The sequence below is a fragment of the Pseudalkalibacillus sp. A8 genome (genome assembly GCF_045920555.1).
Taxonomy (GTDB): domain Bacteria; phylum Bacillota; class Bacilli; order Bacillales; family Fictibacillaceae; genus Pseudalkalibacillus.
On record NZ_CP174509.1, the window covers coordinates 5,292,700 to 5,310,538 of the forward strand.

At 37.2% G+C, this 17,839-nt stretch carries 15 protein-coding genes and 2 pseudogenes; 7 read left to right on the forward strand and 10 right to left on the reverse strand.

The features are described from left to right. Window positions 1-12: 12 nt before the first annotated feature. From ACJROX_RS26595 to ACJROX_RS26615, 5 genes are all read right to left on the reverse strand, one after another. The gene (locus ACJROX_RS26595; protein ID WP_408008204.1) at window positions 13-801 is read right to left on the reverse strand and encodes a carbon-nitrogen hydrolase family protein; all 789 of its coding nucleotides are present in this window, start codon (window positions 799-801) and stop codon (window positions 13-15) included. A gap of 9 nt (window positions 802-810) precedes the next feature. Continuing rightward, complete coding sequence (locus ACJROX_RS26600; protein WP_408008205.1) at window positions 811-2,184, reverse strand: purine-cytosine permease family protein; 1,374 nt, start codon at window positions 2,182-2,184, stop codon at window positions 811-813. Window positions 2,185-2,272: 88 nt separating this feature from the next. Then, entirely contained in the window at window positions 2,273-3,727 is a 1,455-nt protein-coding gene (locus tag ACJROX_RS26605; RefSeq protein WP_408008206.1) for an aldehyde dehydrogenase family protein, read from the reverse strand. Window positions 3,728-3,755: 28 nt separating this feature from the next. After that, a complete protein-coding gene (speB, locus tag ACJROX_RS26610; RefSeq protein ID WP_408008207.1) occupies window positions 3,756-4,733 on the reverse strand; it encodes an agmatinase in 978 nt (325 codons plus the stop codon). A gap of 142 nt (window positions 4,734-4,875) precedes the next feature. After that, entirely contained in the window at window positions 4,876-6,294 is a 1,419-nt protein-coding gene (locus tag ACJROX_RS26615; protein WP_408008208.1) for a sigma-54 interaction domain-containing protein, read from the reverse strand. Between the two features lie 634 nt (window positions 6,295-6,928). On the opposite strand from ACJROX_RS26615, the gene ACJROX_RS26620 reads away from it, so the two are divergent. From ACJROX_RS26620 to ACJROX_RS26635, 4 genes are all read left to right on the forward strand, one after another. Further along, entirely contained in the window at window positions 6,929-7,489 is a 561-nt protein-coding gene (locus tag ACJROX_RS26620) for a TetR/AcrR family transcriptional regulator (RefSeq protein ID WP_408008209.1), read from the forward strand. A 66-nt stretch (window positions 7,490-7,555) separates the two neighbouring features. After that, window positions 7,556-8,374, forward strand: a complete 819-nt coding sequence (locus tag ACJROX_RS26625; protein WP_408008210.1) for a purine-nucleoside phosphorylase — start codon at window positions 7,556-7,558, stop codon at window positions 8,372-8,374. Window positions 8,375-8,501: 127 nt separating this feature from the next. Continuing rightward, window positions 8,502-9,728: a NupC/NupG family nucleoside CNT transporter gene (locus ACJROX_RS26630; RefSeq protein WP_408011801.1), complete on the forward strand. Its 1,227-nt coding sequence runs from the start codon at window positions 8,502-8,504 to the stop codon at window positions 9,726-9,728. 145 nt (window positions 9,729-9,873) lie between these two features. Beyond that, complete coding sequence (locus ACJROX_RS26635) at window positions 9,874-11,085, forward strand: CynX/NimT family MFS transporter (RefSeq protein WP_408008211.1); 1,212 nt, start codon at window positions 9,874-9,876, stop codon at window positions 11,083-11,085. An 80-nt stretch (window positions 11,086-11,165) separates the two neighbouring features. On the opposite strand, the gene ACJROX_RS26640 is transcribed toward ACJROX_RS26635, so the two are convergent. Next, entirely contained in the window at window positions 11,166-11,525 is a 360-nt protein-coding gene (locus ACJROX_RS26640) for an ABC transporter permease subunit (RefSeq protein WP_408008212.1), read from the reverse strand. Window positions 11,526-11,784: 259 nt separating this feature from the next. Here ACJROX_RS26640 and ACJROX_RS26645 point away from each other — a divergent pair. Further along, window positions 11,785-11,868, forward strand: a pseudogene (locus ACJROX_RS26645) (hypothetical protein); the annotation flags it as partial. 220 nt (window positions 11,869-12,088) lie between these two features. Here the strand turns inward: ACJROX_RS26645 and ACJROX_RS26650 are convergent. Together ACJROX_RS26650 and ACJROX_RS26655 are read right to left on the reverse strand one after the other, a co-directional pair. Further along, window positions 12,089-13,080: pseudogene (locus tag ACJROX_RS26650) on the reverse strand (transposase); the annotation flags it as partial. Between the two features lie 220 nt (window positions 13,081-13,300). Next, a complete protein-coding gene (locus tag ACJROX_RS26655) occupies window positions 13,301-14,017 on the reverse strand; it encodes a MerR family DNA-binding transcriptional regulator (protein ID WP_408008213.1) in 717 nt (238 codons plus the stop codon). 148 nt (window positions 14,018-14,165) lie between these two features. On the opposite strand from ACJROX_RS26655, the gene ACJROX_RS26660 reads away from it, so the two are divergent. Both ACJROX_RS26660 and ACJROX_RS26665 read left to right on the forward strand, forming a co-directional pair. Beyond that, window positions 14,166-14,660 carry a DUF6022 family protein gene (locus ACJROX_RS26660; RefSeq protein WP_408008214.1) on the forward strand — a complete coding sequence of 165 codons (495 nt, stop codon included), beginning with the start codon at window positions 14,166-14,168 and terminating at the stop codon, window positions 14,658-14,660. 26 nt (window positions 14,661-14,686) lie between these two features. Beyond that, a complete protein-coding gene (locus tag ACJROX_RS26665) occupies window positions 14,687-15,580 on the forward strand; it encodes a streptogramin B lyase Vgb(B) (protein ID WP_408008215.1) in 894 nt (297 codons plus the stop codon). 380 nt (window positions 15,581-15,960) lie between these two features. Here ACJROX_RS26665 and ACJROX_RS26670 read toward each other — a convergent pair whose 3' ends face one another. Both ACJROX_RS26670 and ACJROX_RS26675 read right to left on the reverse strand, forming a co-directional pair. After that, on the reverse strand, window positions 15,961-16,668 hold the full coding sequence (locus tag ACJROX_RS26670; protein ID WP_408008216.1) for a DNA alkylation repair protein: 708 nt from the start codon (window positions 16,666-16,668) through the stop codon (window positions 15,961-15,963). 289 nt (window positions 16,669-16,957) lie between these two features. Beyond that, window positions 16,958-17,695 (reverse strand): sulfite exporter TauE/SafE family protein, encoded by a 738-nt coding sequence (locus ACJROX_RS26675; protein ID WP_408008217.1) that lies wholly within the window; start codon window positions 17,693-17,695, stop codon window positions 16,958-16,960. Window positions 17,696-17,839: the final 144 nt, after the last annotated feature.

Consider the following 17,839-nt stretch of genomic DNA (forward strand, 5'->3'; position numbering starts at 1 on the left):
TTGAACCACCTCTTAATAAAGATCAATACGTCTTTCCTTAAGCATGGTATAAAATGTGGTTTTTAACTCATTCCTCCAATCGTATTCAATATCAGCCACAATCAAATCTTCCTGGTCATTTCTGGATGATGCAATAATCTTTCCGTCTGGACCGTAAATAGAAGACTTTCCGAAAAAGGATAACTCTTCAGAGGTACCGACATGATTGCAAGCTGCTACAAATACAGTGTTATCGATGGCTCTAGCTGCTCCAAAAAGCTTGAATGGAGTATCATACGGAACCTCCCAGGCGCTTGGGGCAACCAGAAGATCAGTACCTTTTAATGCAAGCTTACGAGAAAGCTCAGGGAAAGCAAGATCCCAGCAAATCATCAGGCCAATTATTCCAAGTTCTGTTTTAACTGTTACAAGTTCTGATCCAGGTGTAAATAGTTCTTTTTCAAGTGGTGTTAGATGAATTTTTCTGTAATTAGCAGCTAAGTTCCCTTCTGGATCGACCATTTGTATGGCATTGTAAATGTTGCCTTTCAGATCCTTTTCTACATACCCGTATACAATCCAGATATCATATTGATGAGCTATTTCCCTCATCTTTTGAAAGATGACTCCTTCTTTTTCTTGTGCAAGCTCTTTTAACCTAGGTGAAAGAAAATAGCCGGTGGCACTGAGCTCTGGAAAGACGATTAATCGAGTATCAGGGTGATGTTGTTTTGATTCCTTAACCATACTCTCCATTTTAGTATGATTGGATGAGAAATCCTCATTACGAAAAACAGCTTGGGCCAATGCGATTTTATACATTGTCTTTTCTTAAGCCTCCAACTTAGTTGTTTGTTCTGGTTCTACATCCCGTTTCACATCTGTCTGTTTTGAAACGGTCATCAACCCCCAATAGAAAATCCCTGAAACAATAAATGTAAGAATCGTAGAACCAATACTTAACGGTTTAACATAAGTGAAATAGTAAGCAAATAAAGCACCTACAATATAAGTCATATATGCAGCAATGTTTACACCTTTTTGATAACGGTAATTCCCCCTTGAATCAAATGCAATATCTTCAGCATCATAATGTCCTTTCTTGATAATGAAGTAATCCACCAGAACAATCGCAAATACAGGAATAAATAATGTTGCGATTAACAAGATGAAGCTAAAAAAGTTTGTCATTAATACTTCTTTTAAAAGGGCTCCCAAGGTACATAATATACCCATTACCAGGGTCAGTTTCCAAAATCCATAATTAGGAAAAACATTCATAAATGACATCGAAGCACTGTAGAGTGCCATCACGTTAGTGGATAAAACAGAGAAGAATACAACAATTGAAGCGATGAATCCGAACCCGTAAGCTGATAGAAGAATGGTGGGATCATAGGTTTGTTCCATATTCGAAAGGATACTGAATCCGCTTACAACAGCTCCCAGGCCCATTGCGATAAGGGTTGCAAGGAGATATCCTAAGTAAGTACCCCATATACCGCTTTTTTCCGATTTACAGTTACGATTAAAGTCACAAACGGTTGACATCCAGGAAAAAGCGGTTGCAACTACTATATCAAAAGCGATGACGCCAGTAATAGCTGGGTTTTCATTCAGTTTCATGTTTATCAATGAAGCAGCGTTGTACGTGGTGAACAGTTTAAAAAATACAAGAGCGGAGAGGATAAGCATTGAAATGGAAACCCATTTTTCAATTCTCTCCACGCCACGGTGACCGTAGATCGTAATCAAAACAACGAGCACCTCAGTTAAAATGACGAATAGATTGATATTGCTATATCCAGTCGTAAATTTTACGGCGTAATTCAGACTTAGACCCGCCATATAGGCTTGTATCCAGCTCCAACCAATTAAAATGATAGTGTTCACAATCGATGGGAGAATGGCCCCTTTTTGTCCAAAAGCTGCCCTTGTTATCACCATTGTTGAAAGACCTGTACGTGTACCAATGTTTCCGGTTAAAGCAAGCGGAATACCGCCAATTACTGAACCAATAAGAATGGCAAGCATTGCATCCTTGAATGAAATGTCCGGAACAAACATCATTCCGGTCATAACCGTGGTGATAACTACATTTGCAGCAAGCCACAGGGCGAGTGTCGAAAAAAAGTTCATACTCCTTTCACTTTTCGGTGTTGGAGAGATGTTATCGGTACCTAAACTTTCTGTAAATTGACTCATTAAAACAACCCCTTTTTGGATAATAGAGAATAATCTGAAATCTATAGATACAGTGATGGCTTTCACCCTTAGTTCACTGCAAAACACTTCACTTATACCAACCAACTGGTTTAAGCTCATTGTTTAAATTGATATGCTTTACCTCTGTATATCCCGAAAGTCCTTGAGGACCAAGTTCCCGTCCAATTCCACTTTGTTTAAATCCTCCCCATGGAGCTTCCACATATGGTGTATGGTAGCTGTTAATCCAAATTGTTCCGGCTTTTAGGCAAGACGCAAGTCGTTCAGCACGTTCAAAATCATTACTTAGGACACCTGCTGCAAGCCCGTAGAGGGTACCATTGGCAAGCTCTATCGCTTCATTATCGTCACGGAAAGTTTGTATGGTTACCACAGGTCCAAATATTTCCTCTTGGACAATCCTCATTGATTGCTTAACTTCCGTAAAAACTGCAGGGGACAGGAAGTAGCCCTTCTCTCCAACACGTTGGCCACCATAAAGTAGTCTAGCCCCTTCACTTTTCCCGATTTCAATGTAGTTTTCAATTTTCTCACGATGTCCTGCACTGATTACAGGTCCTATTTCGGTTCCTTCATCCAAGGGATTACCAACGTTGATCCTTTGTAATTTTTCAAGAAAGTATTCAACAAAAGATTGATAGATGGATTTATGTATAAGAAGTCGTGAAGATGCTACACAAACTTCCCCCTGGTTAAAAAATGAACCAAATATTCCCCATTCAACAGCAGCCTTGATATCTGCATCTTCCAGAACAATGATTGGTGATTTGCCACCTAATTCAAGAGAAACACGTTTAAACGAACTCGCACATTGTTCGTTTATCTTTCTACCAGTATCTGAACCTCCCGTGAATGAAACTTTGTCTACATCCGGATGTTTAACTAAGGCTTGCCCCACCGGTGTGCCCCCACCAAGGACAAGGTTAAAGACACCTGGAGGGATATCGCATTGATCAACCAACTCCGCAAATTTAATAGCTGTTATTGCAGTTAGTTCGGATGGCTTAAAGACAACAGTGTTTCCTGCCGCAAGTGCTGGAGCTATTTTCCACATCCCTAATAAAAGCGGGAAGTTCCAAGGGACAATTAAAGCGCAAACCCCGATAGGTTCTTCGATCACTCTACTTTTTGTCCCATCTGGCATTTTCTTTATCCACGCTTTTCGGTTAGATACCAAATTTGCATAATAGCGTAGGCATGAAACCGAGTCACTAATATCAAGGCGTGATTCACGAATTGGTTTCCCGGTATTGGTCGTTTCTGCAATAGCAAATTGTTCAGTCTGTTCTTCAAGTAAATCGGCTAGTTTATTGAGTGAATTGACTCTTTTTTTTATATCTGTTCGCCATGTTGTTTCGTTATAGGCATACCGTGCAGCTCGTACAGCATCCCCCGTTTGATTTTTAGATGCTTCTCTCACTTCAGTGAATACGCATCCATTGGTAGGGTTGATCATTTGTCTTTCTGAACCTTCTCCTGAATACCATTTTCCGCCGATATAAAGGTGTTTTGGTGGATTCATACTTTCACTCCTTCGATCCCTGATTGTATCAATCCGAGAAACTTGATACTGTCTTTTCCATTGACTGTAGTCGTTTTTTCTTCAATGCTATCAAGGTAATCATTTCGTAGATTAAAGACGAAGCTAATACGGCAGTAATTTCACCGCTATCATAAGTTGGAAGCACTTCGACTAAATCAAACCCAACAACATCGAGTCCATCCAAACCTCTTACGTATTCCAATGCTTCAAAGCTTGTTGGTCCACCGACTTCGGGTGTACCCGTACCTGGAGCATAAGCTGGATCAACAAAGTCAACGTCATAGGAAACAAAAACAGGGCGATCTCCCACACGGCGGCGGATACGTCGCATGACTTCTGTAAAACCGATTTCCCGAACCTCTTTCATGGTAATTACTTCAAAACCTAATTTCCGAGCATCTTCAATGTCATCTGGGCTATAAAGAGGACCTCTTATACCGACCTGAATGGAATGTTCTACATCGAGAAGCCCTTCTTCAACTGCACGGCGAAACGGTGTACCGTGCATATATTTTTCACCATAGTAATTATCCCAGGTATCACCATGAGAATCGAAATGAACGAGTGCAACCGGACCATATTTTTTGTAAAAAGCACGAAGATTACCCAGTGATATGGAATGGTCTCCCCCCATAATGATAGGCGTGATTTCTTTATCAAGAATAGGGGAAAGTTCAGAAACCATATTATCGTAGGTACGATGGATGTTCCCAGGAACTACATCAACATCCCCGTAGTCCACACCGGAACAGTAATCAAAGATATTAATATCCATATCAGGGTTATAAGGGCGAAGTAGAACTGAAAAATTACGAATATGTTGTGGACCATAACGTTGACCAGTACGATTTGATGCGGCAGTATCAAAAGGAACGCCCAATACAACAAAGTCTATTTTGTCTGTCGTCTTGATTTGTTCTAATCTCATAAAAGTACGTACACCGCAAAAACGTGGTGATTTTGTTGAATCTTTCGGCTGATACATACTATCCCTCCTTGTATTTGATAAATCTCTTCTGTTTATATATTGATGCAAGTACTATGCCAACAAAAAATACTGAAATCACAAGAACTAATGACGGCTCTTTAATGCATAATCGCATCAATTCAATCATCAATAGATGCGATTATGCATTACGATGCGTTTTTGCATTAATACCATACTTTTTTAGTTTTCTAACCACATTCGATTGATTCAAGCCTAAATATTCTGCCATTTCGTATGTCGTCTTATACTGTCTCACAGCCCGTTTCAGCCAACGGATTTCAACTTCCTCTAGAGCTTCCTGTAATGACGTCCCCCTCTCCTCCAACTCCTCAACATACCAGTTGTCCATGTTTTGTTGATGTTCCCGTTGTATGTGAAAGGGTAGAGAGTCCGGATAAATGGTTCTTGTCTCGGTTGTAATCACAAGCCTCTCAATTATATTTTGTAGCTCACGTACATTTCCCGGCCATTCATAATCAACCAATTCTTCTATTGTTGTCGAATGAAAATACTTGCTAGTTTCATATTTTTCATTGAATTTTTTTAAATAGTAATGTACCAGCATAACTATATCTTCTTTCCGTTCTCTTAGTGGTGGAATCGTGATGGAAATCACGTTCAGCCTATAAAAAAGGTCCTGGCGAAATTTCCCTTGCTTCACCATTTCCTCTAAATCTTGGTTGGTCGAGGCTATTAGTCGAAAGTCAATGCTTTTTGAATGAACTCCCCCAACTCGAGTAACCTTTTTCTCCTGAATCGCTTTTAACAACTTAGCCTGAACAGAGAGTGGAAGTTCACCAACTTCATCAAGAAACAGAGTTCCTTTGTCTGCAATTTCAATAAGACCTGGTTTTCCCTTTTTATTAGCTCCCGTAAACGAACCTGCTTCGTATCCAAACATTTCGGATTCAAACAAAGATTCGGGAATAGCACCACAGTTTACCTCAATAAAGGTTTCAGTTTTTCTGTGACTTCCTTTATGGAGAGCACGGGCAAACACGTTTTTGCCGACACCAGATTCCCCAAGAAAGACAACGGAGGCGTCTGATTTTGCAACCCGTTGTAAAAGCTGCCATATTCGCTGAATAGACTTGCTTTGAATGACCATATCCTCTTTGCTTTGGCCCCTTTCCCGGAGTTCTTGGATTTCAGATTGATATCGCTCCATCCTTGTTCTTAATTCCTCGTAATCTTCCTTTAAGCATTGGATTTCTGTTAGATCATATGAAAAACTAATAACTCGAATAATCTCGCCAAAGTCATTACATACTGGGAACCCAGTTGCCATAACAGTACGTCCAGTTGGGGTGTGCTGCATTACCTGTACTTCCTTACGCTCCGTTAAAACTTTTTTGGTTACAGATGGTGAAAATATATTTTCAGCTTCGAGTTCATATACTGATTTACCAATTAAATAAGAAGAACCCTTTCCATAAATGCTGATGCAGTTAGGGCTAGCCCTTAACACATTCCCTTTTCCATCCGTAATCACAATGTTATCTTTTGATGCTTGTAGTATGGCATTCAGTTCAACCTCTAAATGAAGTTGTTTCTCCATAAAAATCACCGAACTTTCAAAAAGTTTTTTATTTAAAGATAACATATGAGTTAACATCCCGTTGAACTAAAAGTTAGCACGGAGATACCATGATTTTTGAGAGGATAAAACTCTCATAAAATAAGTTTTAGACTGGTCAGACCACTACAATGTAACTGCTGTTTTATTTATTAGATTTTTTATTTAATACGTGTCATCACAAAATTATATCCGCAGATCGCTTTGGTCGGAATAACTGGGAGTTATACAGTTTATAATGGCTCACTTTTAAAGTATCGCTCTGGCTAAAAGATTGGGATCAAATTTTTTCGGATATACGAGTAGAAATCAAAGCAGACTTAAAATGCATGCCACCCATAGTGGAATTCATCTTATTTCAGAATCTATTCCTTATAGCTTTTTTACTGTCAAATAATCTATTATAACTCTAAAATCCTTTCAAATAAGACAGCAATATGCTGCTTAGTGACATATTGAGCCCCTATTAATTTTAGTTTCAGAAAAGTTTATACATTGCAAATATTTAATTGTAAGCGCTCTATAATCTTATATTGACATCATGAAAGCCCTATCATAAAATAGATTATGTAGACCGATTAGTATAATTTAAGATATGGAGTGAACTAGTTAGACTATGAAAAGAAATACACGAGAAGATATGATCCAAGCAACAGCAAAACTACTTCAAACCAAAGGATATGTTGGAACAGGATTAAATGATATTATCCAACAGAGCGGTGCGCCGAAAGGCTCTATTTATTATCATTTCCCAAAAGGAAAAGAGCAATTAGCAATCGAGGCTGTAAATTGGACCAAAGAGAGAGTTACCAATTTTATTAAAGAAAAACTTGCACTTCATAAAGCTCCAGTAGAAGCAATACAATACTTTATTTTAGAGAGTGCAGGTCGTTTTGAAAAAGATAATTATTTTCTTGGCGTTCCTATTACAGCCCTTGTATTGGAAACATCTTCAACAAGTGAAAATTTAAGAAAAGCATGTAATGATGTATTTGAAGCCTGGTCAGACGAGTTCGCTGATGTATTAAAAGCATATGGCTATGAAAATGAAGTAGCAAAAGAACTTGGAGGGACAATCAACTCGATGATTCAAGGGGCTTTTGTTGTGTCCTTAGCACGAAAAGATGCTTCGGCATTAAAGTCTATGTCTCAGATGATTCCGAAAATTTTGAAGTAGTTTTCTTTTTAGCAATTATGTAGACCGGTCTACAAATTATAATATTTACAAATGGAGGTATAAAGAATGCACAAGACAAATGAAATTATAGAAGCAAAAAATTTTATTATTAGTAAAACAGGGATCATTCCTGAAATAGGGATCATACTCGGTTCAGGATTAGGGAGTTTAGCTGATGAATTGGAAGATGCAGTTGCCATCCCTTACGAAAATATTCCTTTCTTTTCAAAGTCCGACGCTGTTGGGCATGCTAATGAATTGGTTATTGGTAAATTGGAAGGAAAAAGCATTGTAGCAATGAAAGGGCGTTATCACTATTACGAAGGATATAATTTAGATGAAGTTACTTTCCCTGTCAGAGTGATAAAAGCATTAGGAGCAGAAAAACTTATCATTACTAATTCATGTGGGGCTGTAAATAAAGATTTTAATCCAGGTGAGCTAATGTTGATTACCGATCATATCAATTTGGTAGGTACAAACCCCTTAATCGGCAAAAACAATCCAGATTTAGGCACACGTTTTCCAGACGTATCCAAAGTTTATAGCCAAGAGCTACGAAACATAGCACTAAATATTGCTGAAGAAAATAATATTACGCTACAAGAAGGTGTATACGGATGGTGGAGTGGCCCTGTTTATGAAACACCAGCAGAAATTCGAATGATACGGACATTAGGCTGCGATGCAATTGGCATGTCTACAGTACCTGAAGCAACTGTTGCAATCCACGCGGGACTCGAAGTATTAGGGATTTCCTGTTTAACTAATATGGCTTGTGGAATTTTAGATCAGCCTTTAAGTCATGATGAAGTTATTGAGGTTGCTGGAAAATCACGAAATACATTTATTTTATTAGTTAAAAAAGTAATAAATAATATGTAACTAACTGTCGAGTAACAAGTATGATCACAGACTAAATAATATTTCCTTCTGTCATTTGCTTATAAAAACTTGCGAATATCAAACAGACGGCAAGAACGAACCGAGATCAAACTAAGAGGTGATGACAATAAATATCATCTGGGGACTTGCAGGATGTAGTTTTATTATTCTGATCTCTTTTCTCTTATCTGAAAAAAAGAGATATATCAATATTAGAACTGTTACAATTGGATTTATTTCACAAGTAGTTTTTGGATATCTCGTATTAAAATGGGAATTCGGAAAGGAAGCGCTCGCATATGTATCTGCTACGATCAATGACATTATAAATTATGGACATGAGGGCATTGCATTTGTTTTTGGTCCTTTAGCTGATCGTGAGGGGGATGTTGCCGTTTTTGCTGTTAACGTCCTTGGCATGATTATCTTCCTAACGGTTCTAATAGCTATCTTATATCATTATGGGATTATGCAGTACATTGTCCGCTTTATCGGTGGATTTATTTCTAAAATAATGAAGACCTCTTATGCTGAGTCAGCAGCTGCTGCGGCAAATATATTTGTAGGCAATACACAGTCTCCATTAGTTGTAAAACCTTATATTGCTAATATGACAAGATCACAGCTATTTTCTGTGATGGTAGGAGGACTAGCATCCGTTTCAGGTGCGGTAATGGTTGGACTAGCTGCAATGGGAATCCCTTTGGATTATCTGCTTTCGGCTGCATTAATGTCTGCACCTGCAGGGATTATGATAGCAAAATTTATCATACCAGAAACAGAAGAAATTAATGAAAATGAATGGAATGAGGCAGTAAATACTTCTGATAAAAAGTCGGAAAAGTCGAATATCATAGATGTTATTTTTGTAAGTTCCAAGGAAGGATTGCAATTTGCAATAAATGTTGGATTGATGTTGATGGCCTTTATTGGGTTAATGGCATTAATTAACGGAGTCTTAAGTTGGGGAGGATCACTTTTCGGTTTTGACAACTTATCGTTAGAATTGATTTTTGGTTATCTGTTTGCACCAATAGCATTTATTATTGGTATTCCTTGGAATGAAGCTCTAACAGCAGGAAATTTAATAGCCCAAAAATTACTATTAAATGAATTCGTTGCATTCGGACAGCTATCCGAAATTATCAATAATCTATCCGAAAGAAGCGTAGCGATCTTAACTTTTTCCTTAAGTGGATTTGCCAACTTTGGAGCAGCTGGTAGTATTGTTGGCATGCTAACAAATATGGTACCAGAGCGTAAGTACGAGATTCAAAAATTGATGATGAAGGCACTAGTTGCCGCTACTTTGGCAAACCTCTTAAACGGTGCGATTGTAGCTATGTTTATTTAATGCAACAGAGATTAAAAAATGACTTATAAATAATACCTTCATTTAGTTACTCTTGGGAATAAATTTTGTCCTCCTTTGCGTCAAAAAGTATTCTCAAGAGCTATTTTTTCAATTATAAAGAATTCGTAGTAAAAGGAAGATCATAATGTTTAAACTTCATAGTGAAAATAGGAAACAAATACAAATTTTTATATTAGTAATAGGGATAGTATTCGTATCATTTAATTTACGTCCAGCTATAACTTCGGTAGGTCCACTGATTCCTTTTATTCGAGATGATATCCCTATTTCAAATGGTACTGCAGGATTGTTAACTAGTTTACCTCTGATTGCCTTTGCGATTGTATCACCACTAGTTCCAAAAATCGCTAGATATTTCACGAATGAACGTGCATTAATTATTGGGTTACTCTTAATCATAGTAGGTATTTTTATACGCTCTATTACGGCTTTGTTTCTGTTATTGGTTGGTACTCTAATCATTGGTATTGGTATTGCAATATGTAATGTATTATTGCCAAGCGTTATAAAAGATAAATTCCCATTAAAAATTGCACTCATGACAAGTCTATACTCAACTGCGATGGGAATATTTGCAGCTTCTGCTTCTGGCCTAAGTATTCCATTTGCTTCAACAATGAATTTAGGCTGGCAGTTTTCACTAATTATTTGGACAATGCCTGCCATCATTGCGATATTAATTTGGTTATATATAGGTAAAGAAATTCCTAGTCAAGAAGTAGAACCTACCATTCCTAAAAGTGAACGCCTAATAAAGAATCGTATATGGTGTTCACCATTGGCATGGCAAGTTTCTATATTTTTAGGTTTACAGTCTACTTTATTCTATGTATCAATTTCTTGGTTGCCCGAAATACTTCATGATTATGGTGTCAGCTTAGTAACTGCTGGCTGGATGCTTTCATTTGCACAATTTATCGGGTTACCCGCAAGCCTATTGGTACCAATCATTGCTGGTAAGTTTAAGTCACAAAGTGTAGTCGCTGTCTTCATGGGTATCTTTGCAATATGTGGTTATAGTGGATTATTACTTGGAAGTTCTTTTACCGTCATGGTGATTAGTTTGATGTTAATTGGAACCACTCTAAGCGGAGGATTTGCACTAGCTCTAACATTTTTAGGATTACGGTCGAAAACTTCTAATCAAGCAACAGAGCTGTCAGGAATGGCTCAGTCCGTGGGCTATTTATTAGCTGCAATAGGTCCATTAGCTATAGGCATTCTATTCGATCTTTCAGGTAGTTGGACAATTCCATTACTATCTTTAATTATCATTTCTATTCTAGTCATCATTTTCGGTTTCCAAGCTGGGAAAGATAGATTTGTACTGAGTTAGTATTTAAGGGGTTGACTCAAAAGGACTAATTCGTCCTTCTGATGTCAGCCCCTCTACTTTTGATCTATTTTTTCTTGAAATCAAAAAGAATCGCCCTGTTTCTGTATAATTGAAGTTACCACACAATTGACAGGATCTTCCGCAATTTCGGTATGTCCACTAGCTGGAAGCCATCCTAGCTGCAAACTAATGACTAGAATAAATACAGTTCCCGTCACATAAACTGGAAAGGACATACCGGCTGCTGCAATGGAAGAAACGATCATATCTATGAAACTACCACGTTTAACAGCTGCAATAATTCCTAGAGTGATACCAATAATAGAACCGATAATGATCGCAGCAATCGCTAGTTCTAACGTTTTTGGAAGTGTTTGCGCTATATACGTCGTCACATCAATATTGTTAAACAAGGATTGACCAAAATCTAACCTTAGCATGTCAGAAAGCCATCCTACATATTGTGATAACAATGGTTGATCTAATTTTTCAAAAGCCACATGAATCATTAAATCCGAAAATCCTATTGGTTGTGGAAGGGTTTTCTAATGGAAATAGTATTAGCAGTTTATACATTTCTTAAAAGGTGAGATGGATGTACCTGTACCATCAATAGAACTACAGCAAAAAATGAACCGAGAAACAGAGAAACAATTGATTGTGAACATTTATCTTCTTTTTGGAAGACTTTGACTTGTAGGGGAATCGGGTTGTGGAAAAAGTACACTTGCGCGGTTAATCATGGGGCTAATTAATTGGAAATACAGAAGGATTAAAACTTGAAAGTGCAAACGGACCATTTATGGCTTTACAATTTAACACAGATTTTGAGCCATTTAGTAAGCCAAAGGTAAAGCTTATGTTGCCTTAGATGAAAATGGTGACCGGGTTTTTAAAAAAACAAATCGAGATGTTAGAGTTCAGTCTCAAGTAACCCTACAATTTACAGAAGAAGACTTAGTTTATATTTTTCTTGTCTTAGAGATTCTAGTACATGGGTTGCTTCAATATCCCAGCGAATACCATAAATGCGGATGATTTCTTGATCACTAAGCGTACAATCCGTATTTAAGATCGCAAGCCAATCACTTTTTTTATTCCGGTTACGGACAAAGACTACTTTTACTGGTATGCCATTCGCCTGGACGGTATGGATAAAAGATCTTTCTTACCTGAGGCTGGCGTGGCTAAACGGTAAAGTTCCTTTAAACTGAGGCGTTGTCCATTCACCACATAGCGCTGTTTTAGGTTCTTGACCATTCCAATGACATCGAGCCCTTGATCCGTTATGGATTTTATTAAAGGTTGTTGCGTAAACCAGGTATCCATTAACACATAAGAAGCCTCAATCCCTGTATCCAACGCACGTTGAATCATAGGCGGGACCACCTTTGGCGCGGGTTTCAATACTTCTTCCCGTCGGCGATATCCAGAGCTGCGCTTGTCTATATGTTCGGATATACCATTAAGGCGATTCTTGGAGCTTAATCGTGTGAAGTCAAGAGGAATAAACGTAGCTCCATCGGACCAACCCAGCGTAAGCATACGAAACCCTTTGTAGAAACGCATCTTTTGAGAAGCATGGTCAAAACAACGAGATAGAAGCTCAACGCTTTTACTACGATTCCTTTCAAAAGCTGAATTATCGAGAATCAATACCTTTGGACGATCGTGATTGGTAAGTTTGGTGACCTTTTGAATCGTATGAGTACTTAAAAGGGTTAGGAACCGTCGCCAATTAAAGTTGGAATGATTGAGAAAACGATAAACAGTGTCTTTTCCTGGTAAATCTAAAGATCTCTTGCTTTCTAAGGTTTGGCACCAGTTTTTGTGTTCCAAGATTAAGCAGAAAATAAGTTGAAACAAATAGGTGCAAGAAAACCCTAGGGACTTCGTGATCCCAGCTTTTCGTAGGTGTTTCAGCACGTATAGTTCTTTAAAAGTAGATTTTATTTCATTTGGCAGTTGCTTAGATTGATTCGAATTCGCTATCATAGAGAGAGCACCTCTTTTGGTTTTAGTGATTTCTGGACAATCTCACTATACCAAACAAAGGGTGCTTTTTTTATATATCTAATTTTAAAGTCAAGTCTATATCTATATAGATTACAACCCTAGAGCTGACTGATTACATTAGTTATTTTTAGGTGCGAAAGTTGAGTTTATTAAATTAAAATAATAAAGTTATGAAATTATTGATGACGATTATCTTATTTTAATATTTTCTAAGTAATTTTAATCCTATTTTTGCACATAATCGATACAAAAAATATAACCCACGTAACTGTTCTTGATTACGTTTATTTAAATGCTGTTGGCACTCCTCGGCAATGCTTTTTGCCCCTTCAATATTGAATTCCTCCAAATTTCTAATAGATTTTTTTAATTGAACAATTTCGTGTGAATACACAGCGTTTTGCGTAAGCTTCATTAACAAAATTTTAATAAACTGATATGAATTAAAGTAGCGATAATTATTTTCACCTCTCTTTGAAGTAACATACCCCTCCTTTTCCCAATATCGTATAGTAGAAGTAGAGATTTTTGCTTTGTTTGCTGCCTCTCCAATCGTCATTAGGTTATTTGCTATTGATTGGAAATAAACGATATTGTTTAGGTCTTTTATTATTCTAGTAGCTAACTCTTTTTCTTGATAGTTGGCTGTTTGTGTCTCGTTGATTATCCAGAGAGCAGAATTCAGATTTTTTTGTTGCAGTTTTTTTAGTACAGCTGTTGTTATCTCCATTCCAAACCCCGGTGACATGGCTACTATACATTCAAAATATGCTAAATGTTCCTCCGTATAGATTCGATATCCTGAACACAACCTTTTTGTGGCTGGGATAATCCCCCTTGTTTCGTAACTTCTTAAAGTGCTAGTACTTACATTTAACCTTTTCGCAATATCAAAAGGTCTTATATTATTCTCCATTCTTTTTCATTCCCATCAACGTTAAACTTATTATAAAGTTTATCATTTAATAACCTCTAAAATAAGTATATGCAATTGAAAACTTTATAATTGGCTTTAATGTTATAAGATTAAGGAGTAAGTAATAAAAAATGATGGAGGGATCTAAGTGTCAAAATTAAACATTCGACCCGAAATGTCAATCGAAGATTTAGGACAAAAAGTGTCTGGTTATTTAAAGGACCATTGGGAAGAAGTTCTTGCAGATAATATTGAGGAACTCCAAAAACTATTTCCTGAGTATGAAGATGCCACGTATGGTATGTACTTAGATAAACTACTGCCTCCAGCATGGAAAGAGCTTGAGAAAGCAGGTTTTCAGTCTGCTGAAAAAACAAAAGAAGATGACTTTATTATTGCTGGGTGCTTAAATTTTAGAAATTCTTTTGAAAAAGCAAAATGGGGAACGCCTCATCATGAAAAGCGTGTCTTTTGGATTGTCATTGAAAACCAAAATAAACAATTAATTGGTACTTTTCTTTTTGAATTATTTCATTCTCATGTAAATTTCAACCTCCCTTCAGCTCCAAAACTAATGACTTTTAAAAGTACTGAAAGAAATGAAATTACAAAAAAAATTCTATGCTTAAACGAAAATTCTTGAAATTCTTAAGGTTAGGAGGCATTTAGATGAAATTTGATTTAAGAGAGTATAATTTACAATCTCCAGACTCAGGTCCATATGGTATGGCTTCAGCACAAAATGGAAATATATGGGTTACACAACATAAAGCAAATAAAATTAGCTGTCTGGATAAGACTGGTGAGGTAAAAGAGTTTAAAGTTCCTACGCCTAATGCAAAAGTGATGTGTTTAACTTTAGCTGCTAGTGGTGACATATGGTTTACTCAGAATAGTGCTAATAAAATAGGACAGTTTACATCAAAAGGTGTTTTTAATGAATATCCTCTTCCCCAACCAGACTCTGCTCCTTATGGAATAGCAGAAGGATTAAACGGGGATATATGGTTTACTGAAATGAATGGGAATCGCATAGGTAGATTAACGCCTAAAGGTTCTATTCACGAATATGATTTGCTAAACAAGGGTTCTTTTCCTTCGTTTATTACTCTAGGTTCTGATAGTGCACTTTGGTTTACTGAAAATCAAAACAATGCGATAGGAAGAATTACTAATACGGGGGAGATAACGGAATACCCTTTGCCTACAAAAGCAGCAGGGCCAGTGGGTATTACCAGTGGCAATGATGGAGCAATCTGGTTTGTCGAAATTATGGGAAACAAGTTAGGTCGAATTACTACTACTGGAGAAATTACCGAATATGATATTCCAACTCCAGATGCACGTCCACATGCTATTACAACTGGTAAAGACGGAGAATTATGGTTTACTGAATGGGGAGCAAATAAAATAGGTAGATTTTCTACAATTGATCATTCGATTACAGAATTTGAGATTCCTACACAACAAGCAGAACCGCATGGCATTGCATGTGACCAAAACGGTGAAGTTTGGTTTGCTTTAGAGTGTAACAAGATAGGGCGTTTATTTAAGAGTTGTTAATAAAAAATAGTTACAAGAGGCTGTCTCAAACCAAAGGACCCGACCACTTAAACACATTATATTAGGACCTTAAATAGAGATGGTTCCATATATTGTTGGATGGGTCAGGGCCTTTTTAGGACAGCCTCTTGTTACACTAATCAAGGTAAAAAAACTCCTATTCTCATTTTTTAAAATTTGAACTATATGTGTACAGTACGAAGTCTGACATCTATTTTCTTTTTGTAGAATACCCCAATATTTTACTATAAAAATACAGTAACTTTATTTAACAATCTAACCCTTTTCATGCAAAATAGCCACCGATCCTTACTTGTCAGCAATATTCGAATGATGGATCGAGCTCTCGCGCCCGTTTGTGTACTTACCTACAAACAAAGCTAACACCTTACATTTTTGCGTTTAAAACCAAGCAGCCCTCTATCTATATCCTTTTGTATATTTTCGGATGCAAGCAGGATACTGCTTTTTTTCTTGCCTCGCCTGACTTCGACTGGCCCTACTGCCTTTGCAGTTTCAACCGCCTTATCATGTAGTGGCACATAGGAAATCCCGACTGTGTAGATAAAATTATTCATTGAGGATTTTGTTCGATCTGGAGAATCGTGAATCGTGTTTTCCACCTGATCAAGCATATTGGCAATTTTACTAGCGCTAAATTCGCTGTCCGGGCGATTTCCCAAAAGCCAGCAGTAACAGCTCCAGCCTGCCGACATTTTAAGTTCTTCACCGCTCGCGATCCATTTATCGGCAACAGCTTGCGCAAAATCGGTTTCTGCCAATGTTACGGCAACCACATAATCGGACAGCATATAAAAATACGCCGAATCTGTCCAACGATCAAAATCCGCCTCAGTCATTGACATTGGGTCCGCAATGATGCCGGCAAAATACATAGCATCATAGTTCCCGGTGGCGTAAAGCTGATCAGCCAGAGGCTGATTTTTCTTGATTTTCTTTGCGAGCGGCTTCATTTTTCCAGTAGCCACTCCAAAAAGCGGCTCATGTGCACCATTGCTTATGTAAGTCTTTTTCATTCGTTTATTACCTAGTTCTTCCAGTTCCTGCATAACTGTTTCGAAATCCATCGGATTGCACTTCCTTTCTTAATAATATTCCCCACTTCATTGTAACTTCTAGCTTTTATTCTTTATCAAGCAATGCTTTAACTTGATGTAAAAGATCAAAAGTAGCTTGCCTTTCCATCTTCATAATTTCTTGAACTTAATTCCGTTAACCTGCACTTTTCTGGCATAACTTATAATTTCCAGATTATCCAATTAATTTCCTGCCTTATTCCATAATATGGACCTAAAATGGAAAATGAGCGCTGATCCTTATTTCTGATTAGCGCCCGATTGCTTAATAAATTTTAAATCAGTATATAAATTTATAAATTATACTAGTAACGATTAAATAAGCCCCTGTAAATATCAAAATTACATATGTAATGATTCGAAACGTTTTTTGGCTAATCCATTTAAAGAGTAACTGCCCTAATAAGATTCCTGCAAAAAGGGGTGGGATAGCCAACAAGGATGATATCCATGCCTCTTTACTAGTTCCGCCAAACGATATTTGCATAACTAAGCTAGCAAAGTAAACAAAAAGATAATAAGCCAATGTCGTACTACGAAGGGTAATTTTATCTACTCTAGACCCAGAAAAATACAATAATAGTGGCGGACCTGGTACACCAATACTTGTTGTTAATAATCCTGAAACTCCACCTGTTATAATATCTTTATTTTTCGTTCGGTCTAGCGTTAATTTAAAAATAAGAAGTACCGTTAAACTAAGGATCAGAGCACCAACTGCTATTTTCAGTAGTTGAATATCTACAAAAAGATAAATAAAAATGCCGAAAATTAACCCCACAATACTACCCTTTATCAGTCTAATTAACAGAGTCTTATCTACTTCTCTCCTAATTTTAAATATCATAAAAGCAGAAAGACAAATTGAAAGTATAATATTAATTTGGATCGCTGTATGCACAGAATAAATTTGCAATAAAAAAGGAGTACCGATAATGGAAAAACCATAACCGGTACTTGCCTGTAATAGCGAAGCTACAAGCACAATCAAAACAAGAACAATCAAATCTTCCCCCATACAATGTCACCAACCTAAAACATCAATTTAACAATCTGGCCCTTTTCATGAAGAAAGACACGTTCCTTATTGCAGAAAAGCGCTCTTTCGTATTATAAGGTCAGCCAGAAAATATTTCTGGTTGACCATTTTTTATATGGTCTT